The sequence below is a fragment of the Blautia massiliensis (ex Durand et al. 2017) genome (genome assembly GCF_051861785.1).
GTDB classification, from domain to species: domain Bacteria; phylum Bacillota; class Clostridia; order Lachnospirales; family Lachnospiraceae; genus Blautia_A; species Blautia_A luti_A.
Window position 1 is genome coordinate 2,103,245 of the sequence record NZ_CP146725.1, and the last position, 12,073, is coordinate 2,115,317.

The 12,073-nt window shown below is 39.4% G+C and carries 14 protein-coding genes; 13 read left to right on the forward strand and 1 reads right to left on the reverse strand.

Annotated features, from left to right (window positions below; genetic code table 11):
- Nucleotides 1-168: 168 nt before the first annotated feature.
- Nucleotides 169-1,047 (forward strand): BRO-N domain-containing protein, encoded by an 879-nt coding sequence (locus V9W66_RS10090; protein WP_144093942.1) that lies wholly within the window; start codon nt 169-171, stop codon nt 1,045-1,047.
- 236 nt (nt 1,048-1,283) lie between these two features.
- On the opposite strand, the gene V9W66_RS10095 is transcribed toward V9W66_RS10090, so the two are convergent.
- Nucleotides 1,284-3,032, reverse strand: coding sequence for an IS1634 family transposase (locus V9W66_RS10095; protein WP_439362749.1), 1,749 nt, complete (start codon nt 3,030-3,032; stop codon nt 1,284-1,286).
- Nucleotides 3,033-3,336: 304 nt separating this feature from the next.
- On the opposite strand from V9W66_RS10095, the gene V9W66_RS10100 reads away from it, so the two are divergent.
- From V9W66_RS10100 to V9W66_RS10155, 12 genes are all read left to right on the forward strand, one after another.
- Nucleotides 3,337-3,678, forward strand: a complete 342-nt coding sequence (locus tag V9W66_RS10100) for a nucleotidyltransferase domain-containing protein (protein WP_144094922.1) — start codon at nt 3,337-3,339, stop codon at nt 3,676-3,678.
- 28 nt (nt 3,679-3,706) lie between these two features.
- On the forward strand, nt 3,707-4,081 hold the full coding sequence (locus tag V9W66_RS10105; RefSeq protein ID WP_144094924.1) for a HEPN domain-containing protein: 375 nt from the start codon (nt 3,707-3,709) through the stop codon (nt 4,079-4,081).
- Between the two features lie 677 nt (nt 4,082-4,758).
- Nucleotides 4,759-5,055, forward strand: a complete 297-nt coding sequence (locus V9W66_RS10110; RefSeq protein WP_186290096.1) for a hypothetical protein — start codon at nt 4,759-4,761, stop codon at nt 5,053-5,055.
- Between the two features lie 5 nt (nt 5,056-5,060).
- Nucleotides 5,061-5,876: an alpha/beta fold hydrolase gene (locus tag V9W66_RS10115; RefSeq protein ID WP_144094926.1), complete on the forward strand. Its 816-nt coding sequence runs from the start codon at nt 5,061-5,063 to the stop codon at nt 5,874-5,876.
- A 54-nt stretch (nt 5,877-5,930) separates the two neighbouring features.
- Complete coding sequence (locus V9W66_RS10120; protein WP_173909108.1) at nt 5,931-6,104, forward strand: hypothetical protein; 174 nt, start codon at nt 5,931-5,933, stop codon at nt 6,102-6,104.
- Between the two features lie 128 nt (nt 6,105-6,232).
- Nucleotides 6,233-7,732: a hypothetical protein gene (locus V9W66_RS10125; protein WP_144094929.1), complete on the forward strand. Its 1,500-nt coding sequence runs from the start codon at nt 6,233-6,235 to the stop codon at nt 7,730-7,732.
- Nucleotides 7,733-7,761: 29 nt separating this feature from the next.
- Nucleotides 7,762-7,881, forward strand: coding sequence for a helix-turn-helix transcriptional regulator (locus V9W66_RS10130; RefSeq protein ID WP_082432734.1), 120 nt, complete (start codon nt 7,762-7,764; stop codon nt 7,879-7,881).
- 66 nt (nt 7,882-7,947) lie between these two features.
- Nucleotides 7,948-8,358, forward strand: coding sequence for a TIGR04076 family protein (locus tag V9W66_RS10135; RefSeq protein WP_144094931.1), 411 nt, complete (start codon nt 7,948-7,950; stop codon nt 8,356-8,358).
- 314 nt (nt 8,359-8,672) lie between these two features.
- Nucleotides 8,673-9,926 carry an ATP-binding protein gene (locus tag V9W66_RS10140; RefSeq protein ID WP_144094933.1) on the forward strand — a complete coding sequence of 418 codons (1,254 nt, stop codon included), beginning with the start codon at nt 8,673-8,675 and terminating at the stop codon, nt 9,924-9,926.
- Between the two features lie 466 nt (nt 9,927-10,392).
- A complete protein-coding gene (locus V9W66_RS10145; RefSeq protein ID WP_003864535.1) occupies nt 10,393-10,569 on the forward strand; it encodes a helix-turn-helix domain-containing protein in 177 nt (58 codons plus the stop codon).
- 119 nt (nt 10,570-10,688) lie between these two features.
- Complete coding sequence (locus V9W66_RS10150; RefSeq protein ID WP_144094935.1) at nt 10,689-11,678, forward strand: helix-turn-helix domain-containing protein; 990 nt, start codon at nt 10,689-10,691, stop codon at nt 11,676-11,678.
- A 1-nt stretch (nt 11,679) separates the two neighbouring features.
- Nucleotides 11,680-11,988, forward strand: coding sequence for a hypothetical protein (locus tag V9W66_RS10155; RefSeq protein ID WP_243121800.1), 309 nt, complete (start codon nt 11,680-11,682; stop codon nt 11,986-11,988).
- Nucleotides 11,989-12,073 lie beyond the last annotated feature (85 nt).

Sequence of the window (12,073 nt, forward strand, 5' to 3'; positions counted from 1 at the left end):
GACAAGCCTTTTCCCACAAGTCTGCAAACAGCTTTCCCACAGCCTCACAATCCTGGCAGTTTACACACATTCCCACAACGCCTACTACGGCGAAATTTGCTTCTTTTATAGAAATAGAACCCCATTCATGTTAAAATTAAAATACATACTCTAAGGAGGTTGAAGCGCATGGACGAAAATAATTCCATCCAGCTTTTTGAAGATAGAAAAATACGCACCGCATGGGATGAAGAACAGGAAGAATGGTATTTCTCTGTTCAAGATGTCGTTGCGGTTTTGGCGGAAAGCTCCGATCCGAAACAGTATATAAAGAAAATGCGTACTCGTGACCCAGAACTGTCTGCCAACTGGGGTACAATTTGTACCCCAGTTCAAATGCCAGCCGCGGATGGTAAAATGCGAAAAATCCAAGCAGCCAATACCGAAGGATTGTTGAGAATTATCCAGTCAATTCCTTCTCCAAAGGCAGAACCTTTTAAGCGTTGGTTGGCTCAAGTCGGCCGTGAACGCATTGAAGAAACGATTGACCCGGAACAGGCAATCGACCGTGCATTAGAGACCTATCAAAAAAAGGGATATGATACAGACTGGATTCATCAGCGACTTCTTTCTATCCGTGTCCGTAATGAGCTTACCGCGGAATGGCAGGAGCGCGGCGTACAGCAAGGCAAAGAATATGCCATTCTCACCGATGAGATTACGAAAGCATGGTCCGGCATGACTACTCGGCAATATAAGAAGCTGAAAGGTCTGAAAAAAGAAAACCTTCGTGATAATATGAGCACAATGGAAATTGTTCTGAATATGCTGGCAGAGGCAACAACCACAGAACTGTCAAAAGCACATCAGCCGGAAGGCTTTTCTGAAAGTCAAAAGATTGCCCGTCGTGGCGGCAGCTATGCCGGTCAGGTTCGACAGGATATTGAAAAGGATACCGGGCGACCAGTCATTACATCGCAGAGCGCCGCACAGCTTAATGCCGTAGTCGTTGACATGATAGAAAGTGTAGCGGAAACGGAAAAACCTGATAATGACGAAAACAAATAAAAAAAGTGGGAGTACAGCCGATCGGATGAACCGAAAAGTTGTACTCCCGTTTTGCGTGACAGAAAGTGTTTGAATATGTGTCTTTTTTTACAGGCGTCAGTAAGCAAACATCTTGTAAAAGGATATCGCATATGCTATACTCCTATCTTTGACAGTTGTAAGGTGACAAAACGGCTACAAACCCAGTAAATATGGGTGTTGTGGCCGTTTTTCTTTTTGCAGCGATATGTACTATATTATCCTTGCTTTGATTTTATCTGTTTTGTATTCTTGATGAGAGTCCGCATATCTGCTTTAGTAATGAATTCATGATCCGTTCTAAAATCAAATATTTTATGTAAGGCATCGGTTAGTTCGGTTCTTGTATAAGAGGGGATATATCCGCTCGCTGTGTTCAGCAGAGTCATTTGCATAGAGCGTAATGTTTCCAATATCTGGTCTGCTGTATAAAGATTCCCAAGTTTCTTTTCCAGTAGACGGTAGAGTAAAAGGCTGATGTAACAAGTCATGAAATGGGCTTTTATCCGATCTTCTCTTCTGACATAGATTGGTCTTGCTTCGAATTCTGTCTTCATGATCCGGAAGTTTTCTTCGATTTCCCAACGTTGTTTATTGATCCTTATGATCTCTGAAACATCACCTTCCAGGTTTGTGATAACTGCATAAAACCCATCATACATTTCTTCTTTCTGGATCTGTTCTTCATCAAGATCATAAACTTGTTTTTCAGCAATCTCACCATCAGTAGTAACGGAAGTCTTTTTCACGAAACGCATAGGATCGTTTTGGCTCTTCCCTTTTCTTTTGCGCCCAGGTGTTGTGATTATCCGTTCAGCCCTTTCAATTTGTCGGGTGCGGATCTTTCGCTGGTAGGCTTTGTACTTAGGAGAATAAGTGACAATTAAAGTCTCATCCATGTCCCCTGTAACAACTGGTACTTCCTTGTAGTAGATCGTGTTATAGACTTCTTCATCTGATTCGTCTAGCGTACGGATGTCTATAAATTTATCCGCTCCGATCCTGCGGAACTGAGTCGGGTTCAGAGCAATCTCACGATCCTCTTTTTTCATTTTTTTCAAAGAATGTGTGATGATATAAGCACGGTTTCCTAAGGAATTGAATCTTCGGTTGGATGTACTTCCAAGTCCCGAATCCGAACAGTAAATGAATTCACTACAATTAAAATCTTGAAGGATTTTAGACTCCAATGATTTCAAAGTCGTCTGTTCGTTCTGGTTACCCGGAAAGATGTCGAAGGCAAGAGGAAGACCGTCTGCATCCATAAACAATCCCATAGTTACGATTGGATTAGGACGGTTTTCTTTACTTTTTCCATAGCGTCGGAAATCATCTTCTTCTTCGATTTCAAAGTAATAATTCGTGCAGTCATAATAAAGGACACGATCGTTTCTTGGATAGAGGAAATTTGTATTTTTATAAAGTTCACTCTGTATAAAATCAGATTCCTCTGCAATCACGGAAAGAGAACGATATACGTCCTGGAGACTGTATTTAGGCGGTTCCAACAAAGACTGACAGTACTCATAGCTGGCTAGCTTGCTGGCTGGGGAAAGAATCCTGGCATAAACGAGATCTGTGAGTATCGCATTCAGATCATATTTAAATTTATGTCTGCTTTTGATTGTTCGACAGACTTTGTCTAAACGGAGCTGAGTGCACAGTTCCTGAAGAAACAGATATCCAACATTGAAAGAACGACGCTCATTCATAGGGATAGTTGCCGCTTTGGAGAACTCTACAGACACTTTTCCGGTATGCTGCTTATAAAGTTCTGTTTCTTTTGCTGCCTGTTCCTTTGCCCACACCATCAACTTGTCTTCATTCCCATCAAACTGTTCCAGAAGGGCATTGTACTTCCCAAGTTTTTTATAAATACATGAAGAGGCTTTTCCGTTTTCTTTGCGGAAAGAACGATAAATATATACATCTTTATTATTTTTACTGCCTGTGATTGCGATATACATGATAAATAAATCCTTTTTTCTTTTATTATACCACACTATTACAAACAAGTGCATATAAAAACGTAAAAATTGACATAAAAAATGCAGGTTTTATAAGGCCTGCAGGGTGATTTTTAATTATTCAACTGTCAAACTCCCGGGTGTCACCAGGGACAGTAAAAAAGCCACAAACACCGTCCCCATTATCATCTGCTTGTGATTTTCGCTTATTTGAGTTAAAATTATTATAGAAACATTGAAATGATGGATGACAAGTACTTTGATTCTTGTAGGCAAAAAGATGCCAGAAAACAGGAGGGATGATATGTGCACGAAAAATGAACTGAATAGTATTTTACAAAAGTTGACACAGATTTATCGCTCAGTATATGGAGAAAATCTTGTTCAGGTAATTTTATATGGCTCTTATGCAAGAGGAGATTATCATACGGATTCAGATGTGGATGTTGTCGCGATTGTGCATGGTGACAGGAAAACATTGCAGCAGCAGTTGAAAAAGGTATGGGATTCCTCTTGCGAGCTGGAGTTAGAGTACGATACAATTCTTTCTCCGACAGTAATTCCATATGAAGAGTTTAAACAATACCAGACAGATCTTCCATATTATCGTAACATTTCACAGGAAGGAGTGGTAATTAGTGCCTGATAATCGAAGGGAACTGATAAAATATTGACTGGAAAGTGCAAGAGAGCGTTTAAATTCAGCAAAAGTATTGCTTGCATCGAAAAGTTATAAAGATTCTATCGGAAGATCTTATTATGCCATGTTTACTGCGGTTCGCGCATTGCTTGCAAAAGATGGCGTTGATTATTCAAAACATGCAGGAGTCATTTCCTATTTCCAGCGAGAGTATATTAAAACACAAAAATTCGAAAAGAAATATTCAAAATATTTGAGTCAGGCATTTCAGATTAGAAACAATACGGACTATGCCGATTTTTTTGTAGTATCATTTGAGGATGCCCGTGAACAGGCTGATAGGGCAAAGGAGTTTTTAACGGCGATAGAAGAGTTTTTAAAAATAGAAGATATTGGTGAAAACAAATAAAATATTTCTTGAAGCAACTACAGACGGGGTAAGATATATTTCTATACCCTGTCTTTTTTGTATATATAATTTCTGAAAATATCGAGAAGGAATACCAGAAGCTTTTGGAAACACTGTCTCCGAAACAAGAGGAAGTGCTTACGAAGTATTGCGATGAAATATTTGCCAGCGGAGCAGAGACAGAAGAGTTTTTCTATCGCCTGGGTATAAAGGATGGACTGAGATTAAAAAGTACGGTAAAATCTGTATTAGAAATGATGTCGTGAAATCGGGATTGTAGAAGAAATAGATAATTCAGTTGTCGCAATTTTGGCGACAACTGAATCAGACGGTAAAACGAAGTATACTTTAGAACTACTAGTTCTGGCAAATTCGTTGGTTGTGCGGATTTATGCACTGTTATTTGATGTAAACTGATAACATCAGAATTAGATAAATCAGATAAAAGAGACAAAAGAGAAGAGATATGTGGCTGCCGGATTTTTTTTATTCAAAGACTTTTAAAATCATAGCGACAGTAATTCTTAGTGTTGAGCTGATAATTATAATTACATTGAAGGTAGTGGATCTTTACTGTGATGAACCGGGATGCTGGAACAAAAAGGATTGGGGAACAAACTATTGCATGGAGCATATTAACAGTATTTATGAAGAGGCGATGAAAAGAGAAAGAGCATATGAAAATTCTTAAAGAAAAAACAGTACGAGTAACAGCTATTCCAGTAAATCCCAAAGAAGTTATTCTTCTGGAAAAAAGAGTACTCCATCGCGTTCATACAATACATACAGCAATTCTTATTCATCCCGGAGAAACGATTCCTATGATGTTTATAATTATGATGATCCGGATGATTTCGCCGATGACTGGGCTGAGAAATTTGGTGGAGGAAATTATGATGGCGGATATGATGATGCGTATGATTACTGGGAGGAGAACTACGGGAATTAATAATACAAGGAAATTGTGGAGGTGAACTTGTTGAAAGAAAGTACATATCAAACTCCTTGTGGAACGATTCACTATTGGTCAAGTATTCTGAGTTTGGATACAACGACGCTTGTATTTCTTCCAGGGCTGACTGCTGATCATAGATTGTTTGATAAGCAGGTTGAGCACTTCGTGGGAAAATATAATATGATTGTATGGGATGCACCAGCTCATGCCTCATCCTGGCCGTTTCGGTTTGATTTTGACTTGTTTGATAAGGCAAAATGGCTGAATGGGATTCTTGAAAAAGAAGAAATCATAAATCCAATTATAATAGGTCAATCAATGGGTGGATATGTAGGACAGGCTTATGCACAATTGTATCCCGATCGTCTGGCAGGTTTTATCTCCATTGATTCAGCACCGCTGCAGAGGAACTATGTGACAGCAGTGGAAATCTGGCTTCTAAAAAGAATGGAACCAGTATATGCACATTACCCATGGAAGTTGCTTTTGAAATCCGGAACTGAGGGAGTTGCAACTTCTAATTATGGCAGAAATCTGATGAAGGAAATGATGCTGGTCTATGATGGTAATCAACATCGTTATGCCCAAATTGCCGGGCATGGATTTCGTATTCTGGCTGAGGCAATGGAAAAGGATCTGCCATATGAAATCAAATGTCCTTCCTTGTTGATATGTGGCACAAAGGATCGTGCCGGTTCATGCATAAGGTATAACAGAGCATGGCATCGAAAAACGAAAATTCCTTTAAAGTGGATTGAAGGGGCCGGTCATAATTCTAATACAGATAAACCGGAGATGATAAATAGTTTGATAGAAGAATTACTTTCAAATATTTTATGAGAGTCAACCTAAAGTTATTTGAATTGAAAAATCGGGAGTTAAAGGACAAAGCTTATGAAAAGCAAAAAGATAATTATAGGAGTCACTATCGGAATAATCGCAACAATACTTTGGAGCGTTGTTTTTATAAACTCATTAAACAGCATGGCTGGAATTGGAATCGGAATATGTCTGGGTATATCTTTTGGTATATCTGGCAGTCTTATTTTTTCAAAAAAAGATAAGTGATGATACAACTTCAAGTTTTGAGGGATGACAAGCGGATCAGTATGATATTAATTGAAAATGCGTATATGGTTGATTGGTGTGTGCGGTAATATACTATATTCAGAAAAACTATTCAGGAGGGTGTTAGTGTGAGAAAATCAGATTGGGCAAAATGGTTGATCGTGATTCCGGCAATGCTAGGCATTGTGTTGGTAACCTATGTGGATCGTACAACAGATATCTGGGGATTTGGTGCATTTATCTGCCAGCTGATTGCGATTTTAGAATTGGCTTATGGTATGCGAATCGCGATGCTGGCACAGAGTAGAAAGAAGTCCTGCCGGTTAACACCGGAAGAACGACATGAGTATGCACAGTATTTATATGAGAAACAATATCAACGTTACCCTGCTGTGGCGAATCAGATGCTTTTGGTTATGGCAAGGATGAGTATACTTCTTGACAATTATGAACGGGCTACACAGGAGCTGGAAGATATTTGTATAGATAAATTTAATCCGGCACAGTTGAAGGTGTATTATTACCTGAAAGTGGTTACAGCAGTAGTGGCAGGAGATACAGAAGGGCTTCAAGAGAGCCAGATGCGTTATGCAGGGATTCCGGATACTAAATGTGTATATCCGCCAGAAGCTGAGCTTGCTGAATGGATAGAGCAGAGAGATACAGTGCAGATGGCAGAAGCACTGAAAAAGGTAGTGCCGGATAAGAAAGAGCATCCGGTACGGATCAGTGTCATTACTTTGATTCTTGCATATAGTACCTTCTTTTACGGATTGTGGTATGGTATAAACCGTGATATGGGATATGAAGTGAGATATCGTTTCGCAGAAATATCGATTGCTGTTATTACAATCAGTCTGGCGATTCTTTTAATCTGGGGAATCGTAAGCTTGTACAGACACAATTGCCAGGCATTATCCATACAGCCTGGTAAAAACAGAGTGGCATTAATAATCATTTTTGGAGCTGCTGCGATATTTACACTTTTGATTATTGGAATGAGTGGTCTGAGTGTAGTGTTCGGAATGGATGGAGCGGAGACGGTGACTGGTCATGACAGCAAATATACGTATATAACCGTGCAGGAGGATTATGGCGGCGAGCGGAGATATCGAACCAATAATCCATTTATTATGCAGAGTATGGATGGTCTGTGGTGGTCTTCGGATATAATGGATGCTGAAGAAGATAACGAAGAATCATCGGATGCGGATACAGAGGATTTCCCAGTGACAGAAGATACTCAGAACGGAGATGTGGTAGAAGATTATGAGGCAGAAGGACAGCATGATGGTCTGACGATTCAGAATGCGATGCTGGCGGTCTATAATTATCTTCAGGAGAATAATGCACTTCAAAATATGGCATTCAGTTACACTGCGAATGCAAAAGGAGAAATCTATGGTGTTGTCAGTGAAACGCAGGAAACAAAAGATGGTAATACGGTAAATGTAAAATATTGTCTGTATGACAACGGGGCGAAGACGGATGCGGATGGTAATTCTTGCGAAGAACTGGTGTTAGAAAAAGTATATCCAGACGGTAATTACGAGACCGAATTGGTAGATTTTTATCTGGTAAATACGGATACGATGCAGGTGACAGATGAACAGAAGAATACGTGGTAAAATAAATTCTGGGGAAGTAGGTGCATTATATGACAATGGGAGAAAGAATAAAACAACTGCGAAGTGCAAATGGGTTTACACAAGAAATGCTTGCAGAAAAAATGAATGTGTCCCGTTCGGCGATTGCAAAATGGGAAGCGGCAAACTAAAATTATTCGGATTGAAAAATCGAAATTTAACAGGCAGAAAATTTTGGACGTAAAGGAGCTAATTATATGAATTACGAATGCAAAATAACGGTATTGGAGACAAAGGTGTTTCCAGAATTACAGGAAAAGTATTTGGCTGATCCGAAATCAGGTCCGTGTCCTTGCTTTAAGGCGGGAGATACATTTCTTCTGAAAAGAACGCCAGAGCAGGATGACTTTTACCATCTAATGAACGGAAAATTCTGCGGAGAGGCATGGGATGCCATCAGCCGATATGTCTATGCGGCACTGCAGGGTGGCTCCATTATGCGCAAGTGGACAAATGACGACAGAATGATGATCGCCTGCTGTAATGACGGAACACGCCCTGTTATCTTCAAGATCGAGCGGATTGACATTCCAGAGAATGAGGAAGAAAAGCTGTGGTTGGAAAAGCAGAATTTCAAGAATACAGCGGATGATGCCTATACAGGCTGATAACTTCAAGTTTGTTGAACTGAATCCGAAAAGCATTAAGGCGCAGAGGAGATAGAATCCTTTGCGTAAAAGACTAACGAACATATTTAATGAAACATCGGAACCATCTTCTTTTTGTTGTTTACCTATAATAACGATTGGAGTAGTCGATTATAGACACTGCAATCAAAAAAATCTGAAAATATATTTATCAACATTACATAAAAATGTGTAGATGCACATAAAATGGGAATACATATTGAAATTCAGGTCGTTCTGTGATAGAATCTCATTACTAAAAAGTGTGCAGATGCACGGGAATGGGGAATGTAACGATGGAGATTAAAAGAGACGTTTACCTACAGCAGCTGATCGAGCGAAAAGATAATGGAATGATAAAGGTGATTACCGGCATTCGTAGATGTGGCAAATCCTTTTTGCTGTTTACCATCTTTAAGAGATACTTACTGGAGAACGGCGTTGATGTTGATCATATTATTGAGATTGCATTGGACGGTATTGAAAATGAGGAACTAAGAGATCCTAAGGTGTGTTTCAAGTACATCAAAGATGCCATGAAAGACGATGGCAAATACTATCTGCTTCTTGATGAAGTGCAGTTTATGTCACGATTTGAGGAAGTGCTGAACAGCCTGCTCCGCATGAGCAATATTGATGTGTATGTCACCGGAAGTAATTCCAAGTTTCTGTCCAGCGACATTGTGACCGAGTTCCGTGGCAGAGGTGATGAGATTAGAATCTATCCTCTCTCCTTTGCAGAGTTTTATTCTGTCTATGACGGCGATTATGATGATGCCTGGGATGACTACATGATCTACGGAGGATTGCCGCAGATCGTAAGTTTCCAGAGCGAACGACAGAAAGCGGACTATCTGAAGAACATCTTTGCAAATGTCTATCTGAGGGATGTTATTGAAAGAAATAAGATTCAGAACGTGGATGAGATTGGGATTTTGGTTGATGTGCTTGCATCTGCAATTGGCGCACCGACCAACCCTTCAAAGATTGCCAATACATTTGCCAGTGAGCGCCAGATGACTTATGCTAATAAAACCATCTCCAAGCATATCGACCATTTGACAGATGCCTTTTTGATTTCCAAGGCAAGCCGATACGATATTAAGGGCAGAAAGTATATCGGTGCAAATCTGAAATACTACTTTACTGATCTGGGACTGAGAAATGCACGTCTGAATTTCAGACAGCAGGAGCCTACTCATATCATGGAGAACATTGTTTATAACGAGCTGCTGATCCGTGGCTACAATGTTGATGTGGGTGTCGTGGATATCTTCGATAAGGATAAAGAGGGCAAACGTGTTCGCAAGCAGTTGGAGGTTGACTTTGTGGTGAATCAAGGAAACCAGAGATACTATATCCAGGTTGCATATGACATGACTTCGGAAGAAAAACAGACGCAGGAGTTCAATTCTCTGCGTAATATCCCGGACTCTTTCAAGAAGATCGTCATTGTAAATGGCAGCAAAAAGCCTTGGAGAAATGATGAAGGTTTTGTCATCATGGGAATGAAGTATTTCTTGCTGAATGCGAATAGTCTGGAATTTTAAGTCGATTTGAGTTGTTGCTGTGGTGTTGTTCTATTTCAAAAAAGAGTGAAATGATATAAATAAGGCCACGGCTGATTTCGTGTTGGAACAGCCGTGGCTCAGTTTATTTTTTTATCCGTACAAACGAGACTGTTCCGCAGATTATGTAGAACAGACAGAGTACGATTCCGATAGTGAGAACATACGAGAATAAAGATGAAGTTAAGAACGAGATAAACAAAAGTTTGTTGAATTAAAAATGAAATAAAGTTCCAGTAATCATAGAGTGTATGGATTCAATTCCATATGCTCTTTTTCTTTACTGAAAAATCTAATGTTACGAGTTTCTTACGAGTGGTATTTAAAAAACTCGTAAGAAAAAAAAGTAAAAAAATTTGCTTTTGACCACTGTAAAACATGCTCTGAGCGTTTCGTTATATGAAGGGATAATTTTTCTTTCGTATTTCAAAGAAAAGAGGATAAAGAAATGTCAGAGAAAAGATGTTATACAGTTCAAGAGTTACAGGAAATTTTAGGAGTCAGCAGACCTACTATTTATAACCTTTTAAAGAAAAAGGAATTCCGGTGGATCCAGTTGGATGGCGGAAAGTATCGTATCTCAAAGAAGAGTTTCGATGACTGGCTCGATAACTTGGAACAGTAAAAAACAGGGTGTTGATCAGGCAGATTTTGTCTGCATCGACATCCTAAATTTTTATCTGGATTTGAGATATGATATAAGAAAAAAACACTAACACTAAAAAGACAGGAAGTGAAGAATAAATGGCAACAGCAATTATGAAACAAAAAGGAGTTCCGGAAATAGACGATGTGGAAGAAATCATTTCGAAGATTTCAGAAGAAAGTCCTTACAAACGGCGTCCAACACAAAAGAGAACCTGGATGACCGTGCCGGAAATGGGAAAGCTGCTGGGATTAAAAAAGACAGATCGATACTGGCTGGTGCATAAAAATGTTTTTGAATCTAAAGAGATTGCCGGAAAGATACGAATCAATATTGCCAGCTTTGAAAAATGGTATGCCAATCAGATTAAATATCATAAAGTTACCGGAGAAGAGCCAGGGAAAGAATTGAAATCCTGGTCCTATTCTGTTAAGGAAGTCGCGGATCTGTTGGGCGTTGATGATTATCTTGTTTATGATTTGCTCAAAAAAAATCAAATGGAAGCGGTTATTGTCGATTACTGGAAACGAATACCAAAAGAATCTTTTCAGAAATGGTATAAAAGCCAGTCCCGGTATCGAACAAAGGAAGACAGAGAAAAAGACGCCCTTCTGGAAGAGGCAACTATTACAATGCCTGAGATGGCACAGCTGCTTGGAACAACCAGAAGCGCAGTATATACAATTCTTGATAATCCAAAGTATAGTCATTTTTTTGAATTCATTGTGATTGCAGAAAAGAAAAGGATTACAAAAGAGAGTTTTCAAAAATTCCTGGAAGGTCAGGACCGGTATAAACTGGATCCATCGAATGATTATGAAGAACTTGCGCAGGAACAAAATATTGCCCTGGCTAATTTCCGGCGGAAGAAATTATCACAAACCGGAATACGAGGAAGCAATGGAAATATAAAGTATCTTACTTTTGATGAAGCTTCCTATCTGGCAAAGGTCAGCAGAAGCATGATCAACAAGTGGGCGGATAAAGGAAAGTTCACAGTAATAAAAGTTGGCAGTCGAGTTAGGATCCGTCGGGATGAATTTGAGGACTGGATGGAACAAAGAGATTTGGAAAGGAGCATGCAATAATATGGCATCAATAAGAGAACGAAACGGAAAATTCAATGTAATCTATTCTTATACGAATGAAAAAGGTGAGAGGAAACAGAAATGGGAAACCTATGAAACGAAAGCCGAAGCAAAGAGAAGAAAAAAAGAAATTGAATATAAAAAAGAGATGGGATCATTTGTCGTTCGTAAATGCAAAACACTGGATGAGCTTATTACAGAGTATGTTGCACTGTATGGAAAAGAAAACTGGGCGCTTTCTACATATGAAGGAAATGTCTCTCTTATCAACAACTATACTATCATATTCTGGATGATGACCTGTTACTGATCTCATGAGACGTCACCGACTTGCCCACATGAATTGTCATCAGATTGCTTAACTTTCTGTCACCAGCCCTTATAGGGCTGCCGCC

Bases quoted from the DNA above. Each gene is read 5' to 3' on its own strand.
- V9W66_RS10100 (WP_144094922.1), top strand. From the start codon at position 3,337: ATGTGCACGAAAAATGAACTGAATAGTATTTTACAAAAGTTGACACAG.
- V9W66_RS10130 (WP_082432734.1), top strand. From the start codon at position 7,762: ATGACAATGGGAGAAAGAATAAAACAACTGCGAAGTGCAAATGGGTTT.
- V9W66_RS10145 (WP_003864535.1), top strand. From the start codon at position 10,393: ATGTCAGAGAAAAGATGTTATACAGTTCAAGAGTTACAGGAAATTTTA.
- V9W66_RS10140 (WP_144094933.1), top strand. From the start codon at position 8,673: ATGGAGATTAAAAGAGACGTTTACCTACAGCAGCTGATCGAGCGAAAA.
- V9W66_RS10090 (WP_144093942.1), top strand. From the start codon at position 169: ATGGACGAAAATAATTCCATCCAGCTTTTTGAAGATAGAAAAATACGC.
- V9W66_RS10095 (WP_439362749.1), bottom strand. From the start codon at position 3,032: ATGTATATCGCAATCACAGGCAGTAAAAATAATAAAGATGTATATATT.
- V9W66_RS10150 (WP_144094935.1), top strand. From the start codon at position 10,689: ATGGCAACAGCAATTATGAAACAAAAAGGAGTTCCGGAAATAGACGAT.
- V9W66_RS10120 (WP_173909108.1), top strand. From the start codon at position 5,931: ATGAAAAGCAAAAAGATAATTATAGGAGTCACTATCGGAATAATCGCA.
- V9W66_RS10135 (WP_144094931.1), top strand. From the start codon at position 7,948: ATGAATTACGAATGCAAAATAACGGTATTGGAGACAAAGGTGTTTCCA.
- V9W66_RS10110 (WP_186290096.1), top strand. From the start codon at position 4,759: ATGAAAATTCTTAAAGAAAAAACAGTACGAGTAACAGCTATTCCAGTA.
- V9W66_RS10155 (WP_243121800.1), top strand. From the start codon at position 11,680: ATGGCATCAATAAGAGAACGAAACGGAAAATTCAATGTAATCTATTCT.